Genomic DNA, 24643 nt, shown 5'->3' with positions numbered 1-24643 from the left:
ACACACTTTAAGAGACAGTCCTGAAAATTCAGGGGGATATCCACTTTCCTTTAAATATTTTCACCATAAGTTCATACACATCTTTATTATAAGTATTATTTACATTTTTGCCATTACTCCTAAATAATTTTAGGTTGATGGTAACTTCAACATTATATATATTATTACATTTTTTCTTTCCGAATAAATTAGCTCCTTTATTATAAAAATCATTTTTATAATCACTTTTAAGACTAATATAATTTGGTCTCGAAATAACACCAACTTTAAAACAGAACCTTTTATTTTTTCTTTGAATTAAATGACCGCAATTGTTCTCATCTATCTCATACTGATTTCTGTTTCTACTATTTTTTATTAACCTTACCGCACAATCATTATTTGACATTGCTACAATTACATTTCTTTTTAATTGTTTTTGACTTAATGTAGTTAAATTATTATCCACATAGTATTTTATTGTTCTAAATTTTCTCATATATTTTTAGGGTTATGAATTGGACGCTTTGCGCCCAAAAGGATATACATCCTATAATATATGTAGTAACAAAAATCAAAAAGTCAAGTTTTCGAATAAACAAAAAAACATAAAACACTGTTTATCAATGAAATATTTTTTAAAAAAAATTCTCTAAAAAATAATCAATCGTTTCATTAATTACTTATAACAAAAAAATGTCCGATTAAATTCAATCTAAAAATTTCCAAAAATTTTTTGAAGCAACCTGCTCACCTTATTACCAATAAAGGCAGGGAGGGGTAATTTAACGGGATACGTAGGGAGGGGTACCTACGAAAGGGCTTCAAAAAAAGCAAGCTATAAAGCCTGCTTTGTATTTTAATTATCAATAACGACAACATCAAATTCTTTACACTTTCTTTTCTCTTGAAGGATTTCAGCGAGATCATAACGATTTGTCTTTTGCCAAATGTCTAATCCACGACCAAGTATAATTTTCCAACCATTGTTGCAAACAATACTACGATCATGTGCTGTTTCACTCATTTCAAATGTAAACTCCACGCCCATTTCTTCTAAGGACATCTGCATTTCTCTAAATGAAGCGATAGCATTCTCCATATACTCTGGTGTATTAGATGTAATCAAATAAATCTTGATTAAATCTTGGGATTCATTTTTCTTCAAAATCAACGCACATAATTCCATAAAATTACGGAACTGATGCGGCATACGAATAAAAGGATCTTGGATCTTAAATTCAGTTGCACCTTCTAAATAATGACCAAATAATCGATCATAAGTAATGTTTGTTTGATTATCTCGTATAGATTTATTAAAACCTGTTAAGGGAGGATTGGTTTTAATTGACGATGTAGGCAATTCAGAAGTTTGCTTACCAATGAGAACATCAGCTACACTTTCTTGTTCGCTATTTACTGAATTATAATCATCTAGCTCTAATTCTTCCAATGTATCAACCTGGTAAATTTTTCCTGATTCGATATGGGTATACTCAAAGTTGACAATTTCATCATTGAAAGTTTCATCCATTTTAATCAATTGATCCTTCACACGCTTGCGGCATTCGATCGCAAAATCAAGAATCAGTTGGATATCTTCTTTGCTCACATTCAAATCTGGATGAAGGATTTTTATTAATCCTGAAAACGTTTTTTCGATCCCTACTTTATCACGTGTAGTTATGGAATTAGAAAGGGTAAAATACTGTTGGTATAATTTACTACAATCCTCTTTTCTTAGTGCTTTAAGTACTTCTGCGATATAATCTACGATAAATCCGAAATCTGACGTAAACAGTTCATTTCTTAACTTCGAAACCTCCCAACCTGGTATGTAGGCATGAATACGATCTAAGAATGCCGTATCTTGATAATCCTTTGGTAAGGCATCGAATAGGTGACTATGCTTCATCATATAACTTACCGAATGGTCTGTATTCCCTACGAAAACCATGGAAGCCTCTGCTTGATATACATCGGTACCCCTAGAAAATGATTTATTGGCCATGTAGTTTTTCATGATATCGACTAAGCCACGATCTACTTTTTTCGATTTCCCTGCAAATTCATCATAAGCAATGACGTCCCAATAACCCACTAAACCAATATTACCATTGGAGTTATTGACAAATAACTTTGCTTTTGATACTTCACCACCCGAAATTAAAATACCATGAGGTGAAAGTTCAGAATAGATATGTGACTTTCCTGTCCCTTTTGGCCCTAATTCAATTAAATTATAATTATTTTCGGTAAAAGGAATTAAACGTGCTAACTGAATAAGTTTAGATCTTGTAGAAAATTCCTCTGGATTAAGACCTATAGATTGCATCAATAAATCCATCCATTCAGTTGTAGAAAATTGACTACGTACCTCTTTATAATCTTGAATATCTACATTGGAAATTTGAATAGGCTTTACACTCTCAATAATCCAAGGTGGCGTATTTCTTTCTTCAACAGCTAAATACGCTACATTGATTAAAGACCAAACTCCTTCGGTTAAGATTTTAGGATTGTCTTTAACAATTTGATCTGCAATAGGAATATTATTTAGCCCTAAATTACTAAAACGAGCTTCGTAGCGATCTGCCTTATCATTTAGTTTAACCGAAATTTTATCGATGATTCTATGATTCCCTTTTTCACGAATTACTGATTTTATTACTTCCGCTTCATCACGATGAACAAAGTGATTAGAAATGATGGACTTTACTTTTTCAATCCCGTGTTTAATGATTTCTTCATCGTTAGTAGAACAATGTTGTCCTAAAAGATATTCTAATACATAAGACGGAACTACGGCATTACCTTTCAGTAATTTCGTTAAATCTTTTCGAACGACTTTACCTTCGAAATGTTCGATTGTTTTTTTATCAAGTTCTTTCATTAGAATTCATCTATTTCGGTTAATGTATTGATTTTAATTAAATCGTTAATGATAGGATTTAAACGGTCTAAATCTTTCGTGTTATACGCTTTTAAATAAGCAGTTTTTGTACTAGAACCCAAGGCGTTTAAATCCAGTTTAAACTCAAACATGCGTTCAGATGGTTGTTCACTTACTGCTTCTAACTTTATCTCCACTTCATTTGAGATCAAATGATTGTCCAGGTCATATAAAGCAAAGAGTACACTAGAGCCTTTGTACTTATCACCCAGCGCTTGATCTTGTAATATTTTGAATTTTGCTGAACTTGTTGCCATAGATCTTACTTGATCCAAACGAGTAAAAGTAACTTCTTCGAATTTTGTATTTCTTTGTCTAGATAATTGAATCACTGGAACAATCAACTCTTGTAAGGAAGCACCTCCATGCACAAATTGCACTCCAAAACCACCTAGTTTACGGAAGCGATTGATACCTTTTGGTAAAAGTACTGCTGCTTCTTTTTGTATATTGGTTGTGTTTTCTAAAGCTACTGTGAATAGATCTTTCGACTTTAGTTTATCTAAGGTTATGCAAAAGCGTGTATGTTCTTTTAAACAATTTTCAACCGTTGGAAATACTTGTCTCGAATTTTCTTTTATCTCATTGTAATTGAACAAGAAACCATGATCTGCCGTCACATAAATATTGTACATATTTAAGCTACTGTAAAGTTTCTTTATCAATACTTTTAATTGATCAATGCATTGTTCAACTGCTTCGAAAGTATAATACTCAGAACTACGCTTGTCTCCAATATTATCCATCCAATTGTGATAAATATAGACTAAACGCGCTGGTTTTAAGACCTCTCTTTGTTCAGCAATGCCTAAGCGCATAAAACTAGCATAATCTAAAACCAACGCATCTGGTTCCACTTGTTGCAATATCTTTTCTCTATTTGTACTGTTTGTTTTAATTCCATTAATTGCATAATCAATGGAATTCGCACCAATTATAGCCTCAATATCATTGTTCGGTAATAGATTGGACATTCCTAAATTGGTGTACGAAGGAATGGAAGCAACTATTGCCTCAAGATCAATCGCATTTGTAGCATCTACTTTTAATTCGTTGATCAAATCTTTTGCTAGCTCAAATCTAAATCCATCGGAGATGATGACCACTTTTTTATTTGGATTTATAGCAACGAAATCCTTATAGAAATTGTACTGCTTTTTAATTTTTGTCGCATTTAAATTAAAATCTTTTTCTGCTAAAATTTTCATCCAAGCTTGGTTGATTTCAATTAAAAACTGATCGTAATTTTTATTTAACTCTTGGAAAACTTCCGTAAAATCTTTAGCCTCTTTTTCCTTTTCTATGTGTTGATATGCAGTATACGCATTTCTGTAGTAGCCATCTAGTTTATAAAGCTCTTGTTGGTATTTTTGAATGTAATCTTCAATAAAATTAAAGTCGAAATCGCTGTAATTCCTACGTAAGCGATAATACAGCGCCGTGTATTTTATAAATTCAATTTCTTGGATAAAGTCATCGCTTACTTCATTGTTCAGCTGCCAATCTTTTAGTGTTTCCACTACTTGATTAGGATTGTCTTTGATGTCAGCCAACAATTTTTTGATTTCATGCTGCATAATTTGCTGGGTTTTGATACCAAAAGTTAGTGAACCATCATAGACTTCTACAATTTTAGTTTCATCAATACCTTTACCTAGGTTTAACATTACCTCTTCTAATTGAGCTCCTTTCGTTTTATCGTCGCTCCATTCCTTAAAGAAAACATCAATTTTAGATAAGGTTACATCATCTGAAATCTTCAATTGCTTGTATGGATCTTTTGAGCTGGCTTCTTTACTGTTTTTGGTAATGATATTGTACTTCAATTTTAAGAATAGCGATTGTAGTGCATTTGCACTCACTTCTTCTAGCTGTATATGTGTACAATTGTAAACGATTTCTTTAATTACATCGGTTAACTTTTCCTTTGTTAGTACTTTCAGTTGTTTATCGAATTGCTCTTCCGATTGATTAAGAAGCTCAAATAAAGCAATCAGGTTAAAGGTGTCATTTGCTACTTTCTTTTCATTTAGAATTAAAGAAAGAATAGCATTTTTGAATTTATATTCATTAAATGGTTTTGCTGTTAAAATCGGCAATAGCTTGGTTTGATATTTGGCTGCTTTTACAAATCGTTTGTATTGTAAAATAAGCGGAGCATATGTATAATGAATGGCATACTTTGATAGAATATCCGCAGATTCATCTACAATTAATTCTTGATTGGCATATAATAAATCCGCCAAAGGATATTCCTTTATTGTGTATTTCGATGGTCTAGCAAACGGATGATACAATAGGAATTTAGATGTTGGATGAAGTATTTCTATTTCATATTTTATTTTAAAATAGTTATTATTGACTTCCAACACTTTAAAATCAGTTTCATCTATAGCCAAAACTTCCTCTCTATATTCTTGTTCTGGATCAAAGAACAATACTATAGGTGTGGTAATTTCTTTAAACTTATTGCGTATTTTATCTATTATCATTTCATTTCTTTTATTAATTCACCTGCAATTTGTTGTGCCAATGTTGGGTCTACTTGGTACATCTCTGCATATTGCTTCCAGTTTTTTACTAAATCGAGTGCTTGATCGATGATTTTTTCTGGATTGCGAATGGAATTTTGTTCGGCAATGCTTATGAAATCTTTGCGTTCAAAATCTTTGCGTTTACCGTTGATACTCAAGTTGTGCTGACTCACCCACACACTATCGGGACGATATGCAAAACAAATATCATAGGCAGGCGCTAATTTCCATTTTCCTTGCGTATCCATTAAGAATGCAAAGTTTTTGGTATGATCGTCACAATTGCGTGCTACGACATTAAACACCATTCGTTTATACATTTGTTCGGCCTCTGCATAGGTTAAGCGTAATAAACGCATAGTTTGAAAGACTTGTTCGTAGCTGTACGACGTGATATTAGCAAAATCATAATGCTGCAAGGCACATAAGGTTTGGGTATGTACTTTTTGATTTCCACCCACACGATCAAAACGTTTGGTCATAAAATGTACCCGATGGTTTTCTTCAATCAATCGTGATTCCATCATGTCAATACCAAAATCTGTTGCCATTTTGTAATACGCCATTTCTACACGACCATAGCCTTTTGAAACTCCAAATTGCACATCGCTGATTTCATCAAATTTGATTAACCAATGCTCGAAACCTTCTTCGGCCAGTGTTTGCCCCGATTTTATTTTTCCGGTTTCTTCATTGTAAGCAATGATTGCTTTTGGACGAGCTCCACCAGCAGAAGTCCCCATCTTGAGTACATCCAACATGACATCTTCCATGTTGTGTTGGGTACTAATGTATAGTTCTTCTTTTTTTTCTAATAAGGCTTTGGTCGTTTCGATTAAATCCGATAATTCCAAATCGTAAGATGCAGATTCTTTACTAATAACAGGCTCAAATTCTAAGGCGCCCATTCCTCTTTTTCCGATGAAGCATAATAACTCTACCGGATTTAAACTATTGTCTGGACGACCTTGACGCGCTAACCAAGCATTGATTAATTCTTTACCGTAGCGATCGGGTAATGCATCGGCTAATAAACCTGGCATACCTTTGAAGGTATCGCTATCTCTAAATTCGGGAAAACTATAAATGCGGTTTTTGTTGGGCATTTTAATAGGTGCAATCGGCAGCTCCTCTAATTTGAATTGAGGATCGTACTCAAAGCTTGCCAATCCTCTATTGGAATCCCAAGCTACGGCACCCACACGTTTGCCGTATATATTCACAAATGCAGTTGTTACCATCCTAAATCTGAATTATCTTGTTGTTGGTTCGGTGTTTTTGATGCTCTTTGTCGTTTTTGTTTTTCGCCTTTGGCTAATTCTATTGGGCTCAATTCTTCTAGCACATCAAAGTTATTTAGCACATATAAAGCATTTAAAATACGTAATATTTTGATGAGATTGATCAACGAAATATTTTCACCACGCTCTAGCAAGCTTAAAGTCGTGCGACTGATAGCGGCCTGTTGTGCTAACTCACCTTGCGTTAGATTTTCCTTAATACGTGTTTGCTGGATAAAAAATCCTATTTTTTGCAAAATAGCTTTATCTGATAAAGCAGCAATGTCTATTATATTGTTCATAAAGCATAAATAAAGCTATTAATGAGTTATATTCTGTACAATAAAAAAATTAATTTTTACTCTATAGCTAATGTACAAAAAAAAACGCATAAACCAAATAAAATTCAGTTTATGCGTTATATATTGTGCAATAATAATTTTAAAGAAGTATTTGCTCTAATCTAGTTATTAGCAAATCTTTTCTTTTATTATAGAAATTAATAAAATCTTTAAAATCGAACCCTATACTTTGATCAATGTAATTATCTTGACAATATTTTACAAGATCAGAGACATTTTTTGCGCCTTTTACATTACACCCATTTACCCAATCTATTAAAGATGTATCGTTTTTTGACGTATTACGACTTCCTTCTAACAATTGTAAATTAGGTATTGTATCTTTCAAAGCTAACCATTCCTCTTGTTCTGTCGGAGTTAGTGCTAATTTCCCAAAATTTTGCTGATTAAAACCTGCATTTGGATGTAAGTGATCTTGATGGAAATACACCTCTGCAAAACGAATATTTGGATAAAGTAATGATAAGATGTAAAATGAAGAATGTCCTAATTTATAATTCATAAAATCCTCAATATCCTCTTTATCTATTTTTAAAGATTTATTCGCCGCTAATTTGGTTGTCAACATGATATCTAAAGGGAATATATTATCTGTCAATGCATAAGTATCATTTGATGTTTTTTTCCTTAATACATTACGCAATGCTGTAATAATTTGATCCCCTTGACCACCGTACACATTCTTTAGATGTGCGTATATAAGATATTTACGAATATTCTCTTTACTTATTGCATTTTTTATATTTCCACCTTTTAGAATAAAATAGGCTACAACTATAATTGCATTATGTGAAGCTAGGGTTTCTTTCGTAAATCCGAAATCTATTAATAAATCAATGGTTTTATTTAAGGCGCTTTCTATCGCTGACCAATTATCTTTGATCAGTTGAACGTTTTCTGATTTAAACGAATTAACTTTAAATAAAACGGGCAAGTCACACAATACCAAACAAGCACGCATCAAGAAATCATTGTTGAATGTATAACCGTCGCCTTTTTGATTTAGATGCTGTTGAAATTTCTCAATAACATCTCGACCATCTTCCCAAGTTGCTACAATGGTAGAAAATAGTAAATCGGTCTTAGATAGAATCATTCCTCCACTGTTCACACGGATAAAGATTTCTAAAATATCCTCTAAATCATCATTTTTAATGTTGAAATAATTAATCAGCGGGTCATTCAGTCGTTTATGCAAATCGCGTAACCCTTTTTTAATGACACGTTTTTGCGCTTGGAAAGCATCAATCTGCGATTGCTCACTTAACTTTTGTATTAATTTATCGTATTGATCGTCTATATCTGGATCATCAGACCATCTTACAATATCACCTACTAAAAACCAAAAAACAGGCTCACCATCAGAATTTAAGGTTTGCTTAGCCTCTGATTCTGTCAAAAATCGGAACTCAAAATTAAATTCTCTATTGAATACTAACTCTCCGCTTGCATCCTCCATATATGGTAGATGTAATAAGTTTAAATACAGTTTGGTTTCTGGATAAGCATGGTCACTTTTACGTTTATAATTTTTTAGTTTAACCGCGTGTGTACCTTGTAATCCTAAATAAATTGAACTTAAACGTTGTTGCCCATCCAATACACCTATAATCTCTTCGTATAAAAAAGAACCATTTTTTCGTTTATTGAACGGATGACGTTCGTCGTAATTTTTTAGAAATTCATAAAATACGTAATCGTTCGCTTTTTCCTTTTTTAATGTCCAGAACAGAAATGATCCAATAGGATAATTACGCATGATGGAATCGAATAATTTCTCAATCTTCCATCGAGGCCATACAAACCTGCGCTGAATCGCAGGTAAGTACGCCTTATTGTGTTCTATATCGGTAACAATTTGTTTTATAGAAGTATTTTGATAACTCATATTTATAATTGATTAATGCTTTATATCAATAAACCTTTACTTAATCACCGCAACTACGCCTTCAAACTTTGCATAGTTGACCGAAACGCCATCGTCTAAATCGAATTTGATTTGCTGGTTGGTAACTTCTTTTAGCTTTTGTTCGTATTCTTTTAGCTCTGAAATTTGCTTGGCTAAATTTTCATACAACTTCAATTCTTGTTTGGTTAAGTTCGCTTCATTCGCATGCATTTCCTCGTACTTTCCTTTTACGTACTCGATATGTGGATGCAAGTAATTACGTAAAATTTTCTGTACGGTGTATGCATCCATTCGGTGCATATACACTAACACACGGAAAGCCGATTTTTGTGGTGATTTCGGATTAGAACAGAACAACCAATAAATTGGCTTTTTCTTGTACATGGTACCCGAAATGTGAAACGCCCAAAACTGCTCTGTCATCCATTTTTCATACTCCATCCCTAAACATTGGTTGATGAAGTTTAGGTTTTCGGTATGTGAAGCATCGCCCCAAATGCGGTGTATGATATCATCTACACGTTTTACGGCATCGTCTGGGAAGGCACATGCAGCACCCATCATCGGTATAATGGCATCTTCATCAATTTCCATTTGGAAAGGTAAAGCGACATTGTCTACTGGGTACGGTGCCAATTCCTCATCTGTTGGATTAGGATGCGCGATATGTAAGCCTTTTTGACCTAAACGATAGCGACCTAATAAAACACCTACCAAATAAGAAATAAACTGCTGCATGACCACATTAGACTGAATAGGCAATACTACCTTTTCTCCCGATCTGAAGGCAGGCTCTAACGCTTCTAAATCATCTGCTTTTAGCTCGTCTTGTAAGATGGTAATATCTTTTAAGGCTACTTTTGGCGTTAGTTCGTCTTGTAAACCATAAATATCTATGAAAATACGGTTAAGCTCTTCTTCGTTGGCGTGTAATTGGAAGAAATCTTGGCTCACTTCTGATTTCCAAGCCTGATAAGCTTCTACTAAATTGGTTTTGTTTTGACCAATTAATGGATTACCCTCAAAATCCCAAGAGGTTTCCCGAGAATCCCAGTCTTTTTTGGAAATAGAGATGTTGCTATTAGAATAATTTGTTAACCTTAAATCTTCGATACTAATCAATGGTAAAAGATTTATTTCAGCAACATTATTATTTAAAGTTGGATTTAGAACTGACATCAAAAACTTTACAATTTTTGTATTAAGAAAACCAATTAAATATCCTGAATTAGAATTAAAAATAGCAGGTCCAGCAATATTTGAAATAGTACCATCTGGGTAATACCTAACAGAAAAACCATTAGAACCAACCATAGACCAACTTAGGCAAGGCAAAAAATAATATTCTCTACTTTTAATTCTAGCTGTCCAACCTTGATTCAGTTTAGATTGGAATCGTTTCATTTCTTCTGCATTATTAAAAAAATTAACAACTACATCTAAATTTCCATACCATTTTTTGTACCCTCCACCTTTGTTATGTGGAAACCATTTTCTTTTACTACTAATAGACTCTTCTATAGATTTAATATTTAATCCTAAGTTTCTAAATTCAACTTCATGCCAAAACCTAATAAAACGTTCATTATCAGATGTTGTTAAACCTTGTTTAACTTCTAAACTTTCTCCTATACTTTTAGCTTCTTTAAAAAGCTTTAAAACCCTCTCACTTACCCAATACGCAATCGGGCTACCTGGTATTTTATCAAAATTGGTTTGTGGGATGTTGGGGTAAAAAATACGATTTCCTTCAGTAGTTCCTTTTTCTGGAATTTCGCTTACACCTTCCTCATCTCTATAAAGGTTAAAGTCGTATTTATAATTTACATTTCCTTTACTATACAAGAATAACTTCTCGATATCCTCGTAGTAAATATGTTGGAAATTACGTTCGTGCAACCTAAAATAAGTACCTAAAGGATTTTGCTCTTTCTTCTTTAAAACTGAAAAAGCCACAGAACCAAAGTCAATACCGAATATTCCTCTTCCCATATGCAAAAGAGAGTCAATTTGGTAATTCGCTAAATAATGCTGACGCATATTTTCAAACGTAGACAAGAATAACCAAAATGGTAAATTAATTAAGGCAAAACGAAAATTATCTTTGGTTAGATTCGGAATTACCTCCATAAAAACGGTCATCAAATCCGCCTTAGTCATCGGATATTGTGCATTTACATAATCCTTTAACTGCGCATTCATCGACTTTTGCCCCATATAGGGTGGGTTCGCTACCACAGCGGCGTATTTTTTAGAAAGCACCAAGGCTACTTCTATGTAGCTTTTTAGTTTGTACCAAACCCCAATTTCTTCAATATCTAGTGTTCCTTGTTTGTCTTTTTGGTTCCACGCATAGTATTGAGCGATCAATACCTCGCGTGCTGCATCGCTTAAGCTAATCTTTAAGGCTGAACCGATGTTTTTCCCCTCACGTAAAGCCTCAAACGCTTTGTACACTTCTTGTACGTGTTGGTTTTGCGTAAACAGGGCTACTTCCTCCGACGTAAAGCCTATACTTTCTGGGAAAGCATAGATATGCGGAATCACATCTAATGGGTTATTCATCAGTACCACCGCTTGACTGGCATCTACTTGCTGTAACTGTTGCGCCGCCTTAAGCAACACCGCAAAACGCGCCAATTGCATGGCACGATCGTCTATATCCAAGCCAAACAAATTGTTTTTTAAGATACTTTCAATCGCATTTTTAGCCGTATAGCCTTGTTCGCGGTACATTTTGTACAACCACTCAAAGCCCGTTACCAAAATATGCCCCGATCCACAAGCCGGATCAATCAGCGTTAATTGTTCGATATCGTCAATTAAAGCGCCTTTGCCCTCGGTTTCATTTTCCACCAAATACTTCATTTGGTCTTTTAAATCCGAATCTTCTTCAAAATCCAGATAGATTTTACCCACGGTATTTTCTACCATGTAGTTTACAATCCATTTAGGAGTAAAGATTTGGGTAGCGGCAGGAATATCTTCAGGACGTGCTTTTTTATTCGCTTTAAAGCCTTTGAAGACCTCGTCTTTTTTGTCGGAAATGTAAAACTGGTACAACCAACCGATCAATTCCACTTCTTTAAAATCGGCAGCAGGTACTTGGTTCGTATCATTTAAGGCGTACAATACACCATTAGGCGCCAACAAATTTTGAGGAATCAATAATTCGGTATAATCGTTCACACGCCCAAACACCTGATTCAGCATCGGGTGTTTGTTGCAGTAATTGATTAAAAGAATAGCAAACGCTTTTTCTTCGTCGCTATCTAATAAAGCCTTCTGTAAATTCGCTTTTAAAGTAGGATGCGTTACCGTATGGTTCCCAGCTTTGGCATTTTGCAAAGCAATAGGAGTTTGTGCGCCATCGACAAATTGTAAGAAAGGATCAATAAAGCCATTTTCTTCTAATACTTTTATTGCTACTAAACGGTTGAACCAGGTATAAGCCGCCTCTTCAGCCACATCTTTAAAAGCTTCTTTGTTTGCAGTAATCTTTTCTTTCAGGCGTTGCCATTTGGGTAATACGGTAGCATCGTTATATACTTCGCCACGATGAACATATCCCCCTTGCGTTGCTGTAGGTTCATTTTCTACTTCTCCTTTTTGAGAAAAGCCCCAATATAATATTTGTTTGCCTACGGCATCCACTAACTGGATGCGCGCAGCTTTTGCAAACGATTTTAATGCGTTTGTATTCATGTTATTTCAAGAATATTTTACCGTTTTTACTTAATTCCACCATTAGCTTATTGCGTAGTCTTTCTACCAATGCATCCACCTGTTCTGGCGTTTCGATAGTATTCCCCGCAATGATATCCGAAGAAACTTGAACGGTATGTATGGTTTTAGGTACATAGGGTTCCCCTTTTTCAGCCGCTACTTTTTTAGCACTTGCATCTTGTAAAACCTTTAGATTATCCAGTTTAAAATCGGTCGCTTTTAATTGAGAAATCTCCAGCTCACTTACTTGTTTTGCTTTTTCAAGCTTCCCAATAATAGTTGCTCTATCTGCAATGATATGCGGCTCTGTAATGTTTAGCTCTTGCTTTTTGGCATCCAACTCGTTAAAAATAGCTTCATACAGTGCGATGACTTCTGCTTTTAACTCTGTTAAACGATTCTCTAAGGCTTGTTTTATTTTTTTATTCGTTTTACGAATAATAGGGAAACTGTCCCCTGGTTGATCCTCTGTTTGGAAATAATGTATCAAGTTTTGTAAATCGTCCGCTAAATCTACCTTTTCGATGTTTTGTTTGTTATCGAAAACATAGTTTCTCATTTCGTTATAGCTTTCAAAATTGCTATCTACAAACTCTTTGGTAGCAACATACACATCACGAAATGCTTTCAATTCCTTTTGCTTACTACTTACTAAGGTCATCACCTTTTCTTCGCTACGCGTTTCGTAGATTTCTCTTAAGGCCGCATGGAAGTTATTGAAATGCTTTGCAAATGGATAACCTGCATATTCTTCTTTATACTGATTCGCTTCTTTCAAATAGACAGCAAGTGCATCTTTAAATTGCTTAACAAGCTCTGTTACTTCTGCAGAATTTGCAAAAGATAAGGTGATAAAAATATCTTTCACCGCATTTTTGAACTGTGTAACTTCCTCTTGATTGTAAGCCTTTAGATTTTTGATAATGATGGCCTCACGATCTCTGCTATTGATTGCTTTGGCATAAAAATCTTTTAGTTCTAACACTTCATTTTGGTATTCAATTTGACGGTGTTTTTTATGCGCTAGATTGAATACGATATGTAGGGTTGCTAAATCTTTCCAACCGTACGGCGCTTTTTCAAACATCTTTACCAATTCAGCTAATGAAACTTCATTGCCCAACATTTCAATTTTACTGTTGACTTCTTTTTCGGCAACATTTAATTCAAAATCCATTGTTGTTTGCATCAAGCTACGTTTAACCGCCTCTTGCAAATCGTTGTTGCTTTGGGCAAAATTTGCAGTCCACGCATGATTTTTATATAACGTTTGAATATGGTAGGTTACCATATCAGTGAAACGTTGCGCAGGATTGCTACTCGAAACATCAGATGCATCTACCACATTTTGATTCGAAATGAATGGCGTAGAGGCAAATAGTTTTTCAAAACGAATGATTAAATCTTTTAGTAATACTTCGTTACGTCCGTGAAACTCTTCAAGTGTTTTCGCGCGTGTACCTGTAGCTGATGCACGGTTATCTGATAAATATTGCGCTGTTTTGCAATACGTAAAAAAGTCTTTTTTGAAATCGTTTTGTTGATGGAACCACTGGTTGATGTTGATGCATAATTCATTTGATGCTACTGTCATAGCTAACTGATGGATATCAGCCGCCTCAAAAACCATGAACTTGATTTTAAAAGCATCTCCATTGACTAAGATTTTATCATCTATCGCTAATTCAGCCTTGATAGTTCTGTTTCCTAAGTTAATCGCAGCATCTGGTTTCACCACCTTTTTGATGATACTATCAAAAAAGTATGTTAAACGTGAATTGGATTTTACCTCTGCATCAGAAATGGCATTGGCTACTTTTATTCCTTCGTCATCTAGGAATTTATACTTCCCTTCCGATACTTGAATGATATTTTTATCTACAAGGATATCCAATACTTTCTGTACTTTTTCTTGTAGATTTATTTTAACCTCATTGACGTTGTTTAATAACAATAAAGTTAAGTTTTCTATGGTAGCAGGTAAATTTACACTTGTATCTTCGGTAAGATTCGAAATCATGAATAACACCTTAATCACACGGTCAGCGAAAGGTTTTAAGTCCCCATCGAACTGAATTTGTAATGCCTTATTCAGAATAGAATTAGCTGCATGTGTTAAGTTTTTACTGAATTGATCGTTAAAGAAATTATCAAAAGAGATAAAATACCCTAACTCGTTCAACTTTTGCTTTTCCGCTGTATAATGTGTAATCCCCAGAATTGCACGTTCGGTATTTTTTACTCCTTCACCCACATAACCAACTGTACTGAATGATTGGAATACATCAGAAATTAATCGGAATTGGTACGGAACAAATGGATAAGACAAATAAAAATCTTCGGCATTCTTGTAATTGTTGTACAAGTCGTGATCGAACACAAATTGATTTTCAATCGCTCCTTTGTTTTCTTTGAAGAATGGCACCAAAGCTTTCAGTCCTTCTTCATTTTTTTCCAAAATTCTTTTTTGTGTAATATAAGCAGCATCCTGAGAGTCTAAGGAGATCATGGTCTCAAAACGCCCCATGATTTTACCAAAATCTTCTGATTTTCTATCTGTGTTATTGACTAAATTCTTTAGATCCTGTTGCGCCGTACATACTATCCATACTTTGTTGCCTATTTTAGAACCTATTTCTTCTACAATGGTTTGAAGATTCAATAATAAATCTGTGTTGCCTCCAATATATTGAGACACCTCATCCATTAAGAAAATTAACTTATGATTATCTCCTTTTTGGCTTACATAGTCTTTCAATTCTTGGATCAACTCATCTATTCGATAATCTTGGTCTTCTTTGATGGCGTTTCGTAAAGCATCTTTATCGATGGTTTGGTCTAATTCAAATGCGATATCGATCACTTTTGCTAAACGCATACGAATAATGTCGCGAATTTTAGACTCGTGCCAATCTTCGCCAATTACTTCTTTAACTTTCTGTTTGAACGTTTTGAAAAGACCTTTTTGATCAAAGTGTTTTTCTATCAATAAAGCTACTGCAATGTTCGTGGTATTGTAACCACGTTTCGCATTTAACTGATTGAATAAAATACGCGTAATGGTATTGTTATTTTTTACCGTACCCGAAACAGCATCGACATTGAAGATGATTTCATTGACATCTGTCTTGTCTAAGCTATTTTGAATTAGTTGAACATTTGAAAGGGTTACCTCCGATAGATCATCCAACTTTAAGTCTGTCAATGCTTTTTTGAAACGATCAAAAGCAAATGCACGGGTTTCTTTATTTAAGCAATAAAATAGATATTTTATAAAGTGGGATTTACCACTCCCATAATAACCCGAAATCCAAACTCCAGTTTTTCCTTCTTTTTTATTCGTTATGGCATTTAAAAACTTGTATAGATTTTTGACAATATCTTGTGTGAAAACATACTCACCAATCTCTTGTTCAATTTTATTTTCTTCAAGTTCACTTACTACTACAGCCGGGTTGATATGGCGTGTAATATCTTTTTCATAAATATTTTGTAGAATCATAATTTACTATTATAGTAGTTGATTTAAATGGTTAGCTCTGTATAAATTATCATCATTGAATTCGCCAAACAATGAGTAATTTGCATGTTTAAAGTCTCCTGGATAGAAGACGATCAGTTTATGGTTTACCGCAGATTTTTCGATATTTTTCAAGAAATGTGAAACACGTAAATAAGGGAAAATAGTTCCAAATCCGTAGACCAAAAAATACACCTTATCACTTGATTTTTCTTTGAAATACAATGTGATTTTTTCTCTGATATAATCTAAAAATTCACTCTCTTCTTGTGCTTTTTCTTTGATGTATTCTAGCGCTTCTTCAGGATCTTCGTTTTCCAAATTGATGATTTCATCAATTAGAGATTGACCTGCAAAAGTTTGAGATTCAAGATAAGCAATAAACTCCTGGTAAATATTAATTACCAAACAATTTAGGCTGTTAGATGGACGTTTAAGCTGCTCGTTTAGAATGTTTATTTCCTCACGAATTTGATACTCATCTTTAGGGTCATAAGTGTATATATATACTGGAAAAAATAACAAGCCTGTATTGGGATCTTTAAATGCTTCGTCAGAAAGCAAATTAAAGATTCGTTCAATTCTATTTATTTCCATTATTCTGCTTCTTCTATACTAGGGTTTAAGATGCAAGGTAAAAACCAAGCATCTCCTTTTGTTTTCAATAACTCAACTAATTCATCAGAAATATGAACAGTAGACAACTTATCTTCTTTAAATACTCCTACATCTTTAAACATTTTCACTGCTACTTGCGATAATTTATAAAGCGAGTGTTCAGAAATCGAATTCAACTGTTCTTCAGATAATTTAGACGATAAGTAGTATTTAAAATCATACGTGCTTAGCTCATTATCGAAGTTTTTCCATTTGTTGAATACGACTTCTAGTGCGAATTCTGTAATGATGGAATAGGTTTTACAAATCGCTAAAAACAAGATTACTTTTTGATCTTGCTCCATGAATAGGGAAAATTTATTTAAATAATCAACATCTAAATTCTTTAATCGCTTATCTAATTCACTTTTTATTCTTTTACGTGAAGACTCTGCATTGGTTACTAAAACATCACTTTGTACAGAAAAATCATTTTTCAAATAATCTTCTTTATGATCAATCGCTTGTATGAAATGAAGAGATTCATTATACAAAAGCGCACCTGCTGTAAATGCTAAATTATATTTCATCTCTTTTTTCATCGTTATCAACTAATAAATCCTTTACACTCACATTAAGTATTTCAGCAATTTTGTACAAAGTCTCCAAACTAGGCTGATGCCTATTTTGTACATAACCATTAACCATATTAAAGCTTTTGCCTAACTTTTCAGCTAGCCAAGTCTGCTTTATTCCTTTTTCATCTATAACTTCCTTAATCCTATTCATTTAACTTTAGGTAATGATACAAGGTAAAAATAGTGAATTATTTAAGATAAAAAAAAATGAATTTTTCTGAATTATTAAAATTTCAATCAAAACATAAGAATAAGTTTGTATAAGTTTAATTTATTATAAAAATAATATTATAAATAATTTTTATAATAAAAATATTATACCTATATTTGCAGTTCAAATTTTAAGGTTAATAAAAATAATAGTCTTAAAACTATTATTAGAATAAACAAATGATCTTTTAAAAAGATCAAAAATAAATAGTCCTTATGTGAAAGCACATCATTAATTTTAAGATTTGAAAAGATGGCTGTTAATAAGCCCACTAAACAACCGTACAAGTTGAGTGACATACTTTACAGTAGTGATGTATGTGCAAAGCTTCGAATCAGCAAAAAGACACTCCAACGCTGGGAAAAGACAAAGGGTTTTCCGTTGAGAAGAAACAAACATACAAATATGAAAATGTACGTTGAGACTGAAGTTGTAGAGTGGTTGTTGAATGTCAAGAAGTAAAATAAAGGGGGCTATTATGCCCCCTTATTTGTATCTGAAAAATTCTGAATCCAAATCCTTTGTTGCGTCGAAAAACTCTATTGCTCTATCTATTTCGCTTCTTTTGTCATACAAGCTGAATGCACTATTATCTGACATCGCTTTATGTGTCATCATTTGTACTTTATTACGGTCAACCCTAAGATTTAAAAGGTTGGTAATAAAGCTCGCGCGACAAACATGACTACTTGCAACTTGTGTCATTTTCTTTACTTCATTAACTTTTCCTACACCATAAATAGTACGTTCAAGAGTTACTTTATCATTTACTTTCATTTCCGTTAATAATGCTCTTATCTGCCTTGTTATAGTGGTCACACTTTCATATTTAGGAAATTCTCCTAGTCGATCATAAACCTCAAGGGCTGGTTTCATTAGAGGACTTAATAACTTTATACCAGTTTTATTTGATATATTTTTAACACCAAAAAATTCTACACCAGATGGAGTTGTGATTGGTTGAGGTTGTTGACCATGCAACAACGAAACACTCTGGTGACGCATACCAGTTGTACTTGCTAACATAATATAATCCTTTGCGTGTTGTGTTGGCTTAGTTAATGCTTGATGATTATATATTTTATATAAAAGATCTTCATCAAAATAGAAGTCCTTTGAACCTTTACACGCACCTATGACAAGTCGTTTATCGTCAAGATGTAATGTTGGATGAAGATGATAACCTCTTATGCGAGCTTCACCAAGCATATATTTTAAACGACTCGTAAAAGTATTAAGAGTATTTAAAGAATATCCTTCTTCATTTGTTATACGACTCTTACTTTTTTGGTGATTTACTTTTAATTTTATTTGATCTATTGCTATTTTATTAAGAATATCAATCATTGAGACAAAGACATCATAACTAAGCTCATGTACATATATTTTTTTTTCAATAAATTCTTGATAATTTTTGACGTGAGTGTTTACTTGAATGTATTTTCTCATTGACGAGTCAGCTAACTTTTTCTGTCCTTTTCTTACCAACTCTTTCGACTCTTCAATATAATCCTCTATAAAATCAGTAACCAAAATTTCGTCTGATTTTTTATCAACAACTTTTTTTTCTCTCCCAAGATTTTCGAGTAATTTTTGTTTAAAAAGTTCTAAATCTTCCCCTATTTCTACCCCCAAAAAATACATTAAAGTCTTATCAACTGCTCTCTCAAAATCCTCTAAAACCCTCTTAAACACAAGGACTTCTGGTTTTTTAGAATTTTTTATGTGTTGCGAGTTGAAACTATAATTCTCAGATTTTAATCCGAAATCATTATGGTTTATTGACTTTCCTATACTTATTTTAAGTCGTGCATTTGGAATATTGAACACACCAGTGATGTATGCGTACACTGGTTGATGTTTAGAAGTGTCCTTACTTTTTAACTGATAGTTAATCATATAGTTATATATTTTAAAATTATTTATTAAACAAAAATACCCCCAAATCTCGAGGTGAGAAATAGGGGTACTTTTAATGACTCAAAGTGTTTTTTAATGTCTTTTATTGTCTCTTAATATCTTATTAATAAAATAATTCAACTAAATGACTTATAATATATTATGTTGACTATTAATCATTTACCGACTCCAATTCGAAGCCCCAATCAATTCCTTTCTTAATTGCTGGAACGCCTTCTGTCATCCATTTTGGAGCAGGTTTATCTTTTAGATAATGATCAAAGAATTGCACTTGGCGTTGCTGAATATCATTTTTATTTGCACGTTTTATCAAGTTATGGTCATCACCATTATAATTTAACATCCAAACTGGTTTTCCTAAACGACGCAATGCCATAAACATCTCAATTCCTTGATACCAAGGAACAGCACCATCTTCGTCGTTATGCATGATTACAACTGGCGTCGTAACTTTTGGCATATTGAACAAAGGCGAATTTTCGATGTATAATTCTGGCGCTTCCCACAGCGTTTTACCGATTCTACTTTGCGTTTGTTCGTACTGAAATTGACGACTCATACCCGTTCCCCAACGAATTCCACCATAAGCAGAAGTCATATTAACAACAGGCGCACCCGTCCAAGCAGCAGCATACATATTGGTTGCAGTGATCAAATGTGCAACTTGGTAACCTCCCCAACTTTGTCCTTGTATAGCGATTTTACTTCCATTTACCCACGTATTTTTCTTCAACGCTTCTACTCCTGAATTGATATAATCTTCGGCAGATTTCCCTGGATGACCAATTGTATATGAAATATCTGGTGTAAATACAATGTAATCGTTACTTACAAAATACGTATGATTGATACGAGAAGGCGTTGGCGCAGGCGCTTGATAACGATTTAAATTATCCGAAAGTTTTTCGTAGAAGTAAACAATCATCGGATATTTTTTATTTGGATCAAAATTCTCTGGTTTATACACAACTCCTGTTGCATCTTTACCTGAATATGTTTTCCACGTTACCAACTCACCATTCCCCCAAAAATAATCTTTTTGTTGCGGATTGATTGCAGATATCTTTTTCTCATCTTTAAAATTTGTTGAAACATAAACATCAGGAGAATTTCGGAACGATTCTTTTGTATAAATAAATTCGTTCGCATTCAACGCTTTCGTCATTTTTTGCGTTCCCCAAGTATTCGACATGACAACTTCTTCAGGATTTTTTGCTTTCGAAATGATTGTTTGATAAATTCCAGATTGTTTATTCTGATTATTAAAAGCACCTAAATAAACTAAATTATCTCGATTAATTGTTTTAATATCATCATTTAATTGATTGATATCAAACGTAATATTATGTTTACGACCGAAACCATTTGTCATATTTTCTGGACGACGATTTCCAACCAAATCAAACTCCCAAATATCATAACGATCTTTGATTAAAACCGTTTCGTCATTATCAGTAAAATAGGCAACTCCATATTCTTGCGCTAAAGTTGGTGAATCATTTTCTTCGTCATAAAATTTCACTTTCAGCTTTTTATTCAGAACTTTTGTTTCCTTTGTTTCGATATTATAGCTCGACCATAATCCATTTTCGGCATTATAAAAAACAGCAAATTTTCCATTCGGCGACATTTCCACTTTTCCAGCCAAAGCTTTTGCAAATAATTCACGCTCTCCCGTTTTCGTATTAATGATATAATAATCTTTACGACCTGTTACATCCCAATTCAAGCTTAATCGATAGGCATTATCAGAAGTTCCTAAAGCAAAATTTGAATTTCCTTCGTTCAAAATCTCGACTTGATTCATATCCAAATCCGCTAATTGTGTCACTTTTACAGGATTCGATAAATCAATCACAGATAGGTACGAACGTTTTTTCTCACGCTCAAGATTCTTCAATTGTTGTGGTTGAATAAAATCGTCTTTGTAACTCCAAACATCCACTTTTGCATGATCATCAGCAATCAAAGTTGTGTCTTTTTCTGCTAATTTCGGCATCAAACCAATGAACAAAGAATTTCCATCTTTGCTAAATTTTGGTTGACGATTTTCTGAAACTTGCCAATCTTTTTTCAATCCTAACAATTCAGATTTCTTAATTTGCTGTGGATTATTTGTTGTAGAATAATATAAATAATATGTTTTATTTTCCTTTTTCTCTTCGTCAGAAGTTCCAACAAAAGCGACTTTATTTGCTAATTCATCAAACGCAAATTGTTTAAAATCACCAATTGTATCTACCAATTGTTTTTGAACAAACGTTGCTGTATTCACTAAGAAAACACCATATTTAGTTTTATCTAAACTATCTTTTTTCTCTTGTTTAGTCGAAAAAATTAATTGCTTACCATTCTCGCTAAACTCATAATTCATCACATTTTTGAATGATTTTCTCTGACCTGAAATCAAATTTCTCAACACCAATTCTAACGGCGTATCTTTCTTATCTTTTCCAGCTGATTTTGCAACTTTATCCTTCGTTTTTGTAGAATCTGACTTGTCTTTTTTATCATTCTTCGTTTCTTCTTTTTCTAATAAATAAGCTAAAAGAGAACCTCCTTTTTTCGGTGTTTTGAATGATTTTATATTTGGTAATTTCTCGACTTGATTAGTTGCAAGATTTAATATTCCGATTGAATCTTTAGCAATTTCATGTTCCTTTTTCTTTTTGATTCTAACCAATTTCAAATCTTTGTAAAAAGGTCGAATTTTAAAAACGGCAAACTTAGAATCTGCTGTAAAAACACTTTGTTCTCCTCTATGAAAACTTAGATTTTTATCTGTTTTCAGTCCAAAAAAATTCAATGTATTATCACTTTCTTGTGCATTAACTTGATAAGCAACCCACGAACCATTATTCGATAATTCTTTCATTCCAATTGATTGCCATTCATCAAAAACAGTCAAATCTAATGGTTTCTTTTGCGCATCAACATTTGTTGCCAATAAAGCGATTGCCGCAGCATACATTGCTTTTTTTGTCATCAGTTGAGTCGCATAATTTCTAAATATTTTAGTAGATAATTTCGATTTCATTCTAACTAATTTTATGCGTTAATTTTTAAAGAAATGTGAAAATACTAAAGTTTTTAGAAACTATGAGGATATTTTAGTTTAATAATACTTTCGGTTGTATTTTTGTTAAAATTCTTTTTATGAAAAAATATCTATTAAGTATTGGATTTGGAATTTCGATTATTGCATCAGCACAAAATATTCAGATTGTTCCACTTGGAGTTTATGGTGGTAGCAACGAAAGCAATCTTTCTTCTTATTTGATTGGTGAAGAAACGACAAATAGCTATTTGGCATTGGATGCTGGGACAATTCTTTCTGGAATCAATAAAGCAATAGAGAAAGGTACTTTTGAAGAACAAAATAGTAAAGTTCTGAAAAATTATATCAAAGGATATTTTATTTCACATGGACATTTGGATCATCTTTCAGGCATGATTATTAATTCTCCAGAAGATGCAAACAAGCCTATTTATGGTATTTCTGAAACAATTTCAGTTTTAAAAAATAAATATTTTACTAATGATGCTTGGGCAAATTTTGCCAATGAAGGCGAATCGCCAATTTTGAATAAATATTACTACAAATATGCAGAAATAGGAACACCTTTCACAATAGAAGAAACTAATTTTACAGGAACAATTTACGAATTGAGTCATGTAAATCCTTTGAAAAGTTCGGCAATATTAGTCGAAAATGGCTCAAATGCAGTCTTATATTTTGGTGATACAGGAGCAGATCGTATCGAAGGAACTAAAAATTTAGCAACTATTTGGAAAGCAATTGCGCCTAAAATTAAATCAGGTAAACTGAAAACAATGATGTTAGAAGTTTCTTTTCCTAATTCTCAACCTGAAAAATTATTATTTGGTCATTTAACACCAAAATTGATGAACGAAGAATTAGGTGAATTAGCGAAAGAAGTTGGAAAAAGTAAGTTGAAAGGTTTTACAATCATCGTTACTCATATCAAGCCAAAAGATGATTATGAGCAAAAAATTAAAGACGAATTGTTAAAAGATAATCCATACAACATCAATTATATTTTCCCTCAACAAGGTGAAAGAATAATTCTAAAATAAATAATAATTACGAATTTATCATTTAAAGTCAAGATAATTTTTAATCATTTTATTTTAGTCGGTCAATTTTTATTATTTTGATAAATTAACGCTATTGATTTTTCATTAATTCGTATGGCTATTCTACATTTGAATAAACCATAAGAAAAAATGACCGCGCAAATAGGAGAAATTTTATTAATCGACAACCAACAATATATTATAGCCGAACAACCATTACATCATTATTTTAGAAAATTAAATCATCCACCTTATTTTACTCCGCCTTCGCCAACGTGCTGGAGAGGATATTATGGGAAATGGGAATTGAGAAATGACGAATTGTTTTTGATTAATTTCAGAGGATATTTGGATGATTTAGATGAAGTTGAATTGAATTATTTATTTCCAAAAAGAGAAGAAGTTTTTGCGAGCTGGTATTCTGGAATTATTAAAATTCCAAAAGGAAAATTATTACAATTTAATCAATTGACACATACATCTATTTATGAAGAAGATTTGATGCTGTGTTTTGAAAATGGAAAACTAATCGATTATATCGTTCATAGCAATTGCACAAATTCTGAACGAGAAGTTGAGATCTAATCAATCGAACGCTTCAAAGCTTGTCGGTGAATTCGTCTTGTTATTTGACCTTATTATTCTTTCGAATTCACCGATTTTTATAAAATAAAAAAAAACCAACTGAAAAGTTGGTTTTTTCTTTTATCATTAAATTGTCCCGTCCTGAAATAGCGATACAAAAAAGAAATCGTTATTATGGAAGAAAGAAGCAATTATGTAAAACGTACTCAGCGAGATTACAGTATGTCTTTTAAGTTGAGTGTTGTAAAAGAAATCGAGTGTGGGGAGTTATCTACTGTGGGTGCTTGCCGTAAGTATGGCATCCAATCTCGAAGTACAGTTATGAGTTGGC

Annotated in this window: 15 protein-coding genes and 1 pseudogene; 3 read left to right on the top strand and 13 right to left on the bottom strand. The window is 33.0% G+C overall.

The window, feature by feature from the left end:
- Positions 1-28: 28 nt before the first annotated feature.
- The 13 genes from B3J26_RS12065 to B3J26_RS12005 form a co-directional block, all read right to left on the bottom strand.
- On the bottom strand, positions 29-478 hold the full coding sequence (locus B3J26_RS12065; RefSeq protein ID WP_291074692.1) for a hypothetical protein: 450 nt from the start codon (positions 476-478) through the stop codon (positions 29-31).
- A gap of 360 nt (positions 479-838) precedes the next feature.
- Positions 839-2872: a BREX system Lon protease-like protein BrxL gene (gene brxL, locus B3J26_RS12060; protein WP_286475260.1), complete on the bottom strand. Its 2034-nt coding sequence runs from the start codon at positions 2870-2872 to the stop codon at positions 839-841.
- Positions 2872-5424 (bottom strand): BREX-1 system phosphatase PglZ type A, encoded by a 2553-nt coding sequence (gene pglZ, locus B3J26_RS12055; RefSeq protein WP_286475262.1) that lies wholly within the window; start codon positions 5422-5424, stop codon positions 2872-2874. The genes brxL and pglZ overlap by 1 nt, the downstream gene beginning before the upstream one ends.
- Positions 5421-6707 (bottom strand): type II toxin-antitoxin system HipA family toxin, encoded by a 1287-nt coding sequence (locus tag B3J26_RS12050; RefSeq protein ID WP_286475264.1) that lies wholly within the window; start codon positions 6705-6707, stop codon positions 5421-5423. The genes pglZ and B3J26_RS12050 overlap by 4 nt, the downstream gene beginning before the upstream one ends.
- Positions 6701-7048, bottom strand: coding sequence for a helix-turn-helix transcriptional regulator (locus B3J26_RS12045; protein WP_286475266.1), 348 nt, complete (start codon positions 7046-7048; stop codon positions 6701-6703). The genes B3J26_RS12050 and B3J26_RS12045 overlap by 7 nt, the downstream gene beginning before the upstream one ends.
- 139 nt (positions 7049-7187) lie before the next feature.
- Positions 7188-8996 carry a DUF262 domain-containing protein gene (locus B3J26_RS12040; protein WP_286475268.1) on the bottom strand — a complete coding sequence of 603 codons (1809 nt, stop codon included), beginning with the start codon at positions 8994-8996 and terminating at the stop codon, positions 7188-7190.
- A gap of 36 nt (positions 8997-9032) precedes the next feature.
- Positions 9033-12722, bottom strand: coding sequence for a BREX-1 system adenine-specific DNA-methyltransferase PglX (gene pglX / locus B3J26_RS12035; protein ID WP_291074691.1), 3690 nt, complete (start codon positions 12720-12722; stop codon positions 9033-9035).
- A 1-nt stretch (position 12723) separates the two neighbouring features.
- Entirely contained in the window at positions 12724-16245 is a 3522-nt protein-coding gene (gene brxC / locus B3J26_RS12030; protein WP_291074690.1) for a BREX system P-loop protein BrxC, read from the bottom strand.
- A 9-nt stretch (positions 16246-16254) separates the two neighbouring features.
- Positions 16255-16860 (bottom strand): BREX protein BrxB domain-containing protein, encoded by a 606-nt coding sequence (locus B3J26_RS12025; protein WP_286475277.1) that lies wholly within the window; start codon positions 16858-16860, stop codon positions 16255-16257.
- Positions 16860-17450: a BrxA family protein gene (locus B3J26_RS12020; protein WP_286475279.1), complete on the bottom strand. Its 591-nt coding sequence runs from the start codon at positions 17448-17450 to the stop codon at positions 16860-16862. The genes B3J26_RS12025 and B3J26_RS12020 overlap by 1 nt, the downstream gene beginning before the upstream one ends.
- A complete protein-coding gene (locus B3J26_RS12015) occupies positions 17440-17649 on the bottom strand; it encodes a helix-turn-helix domain-containing protein (RefSeq protein WP_286475281.1) in 210 nt (69 codons plus the stop codon). Before B3J26_RS12015 ends, B3J26_RS12020 begins: the two co-directional genes overlap by 11 nt.
- A gap of 546 nt (positions 17650-18195) precedes the next feature.
- Positions 18196-19608: a hypothetical protein gene (locus tag B3J26_RS12010; protein ID WP_291074689.1), complete on the bottom strand. Its 1413-nt coding sequence runs from the start codon at positions 19606-19608 to the stop codon at positions 18196-18198.
- A 172-nt stretch (positions 19609-19780) separates the two neighbouring features.
- The gene (locus B3J26_RS12005; RefSeq protein WP_291074688.1) at positions 19781-22666 is read right to left on the bottom strand and encodes an alpha/beta hydrolase family protein; all 2886 of its coding nucleotides are present in this window, start codon (positions 22664-22666) and stop codon (positions 19781-19783) included.
- 119 nt (positions 22667-22785) lie between these two features.
- Here B3J26_RS12005 and B3J26_RS12000 point away from each other — a divergent pair, with 119 nt between their 5' ends.
- The 3 genes and pseudogenes from B3J26_RS12000 to B3J26_RS11990 all read left to right on the top strand — a co-directional run.
- Positions 22786-23727, top strand: a complete 942-nt coding sequence (locus B3J26_RS12000) for an MBL fold metallo-hydrolase (RefSeq protein WP_291074687.1) — start codon at positions 22786-22788, stop codon at positions 23725-23727.
- Positions 23728-23877: 150 nt separating this feature from the next.
- Positions 23878-24312 carry a hypothetical protein gene (locus B3J26_RS11995; RefSeq protein WP_291063257.1) on the top strand — a complete coding sequence of 145 codons (435 nt, stop codon included), beginning with the start codon at positions 23878-23880 and terminating at the stop codon, positions 24310-24312.
- Positions 24313-24486: 174 nt separating this feature from the next.
- A pseudogene (locus B3J26_RS11990) lies at positions 24487-24643 on the top strand (IS3 family transposase); the annotation flags it as partial.

Source organism: Empedobacter sp. UBA5987 (assembly GCF_002429865.1).
GTDB classification, from domain to species: domain Bacteria; phylum Bacteroidota; class Bacteroidia; order Flavobacteriales; family Weeksellaceae; genus Empedobacter; species Empedobacter falsenii_B.
The sequence above is the reverse complement of the archived record's forward strand: the minus strand, read 5'-3'. Positions and strand labels throughout refer to the sequence as shown.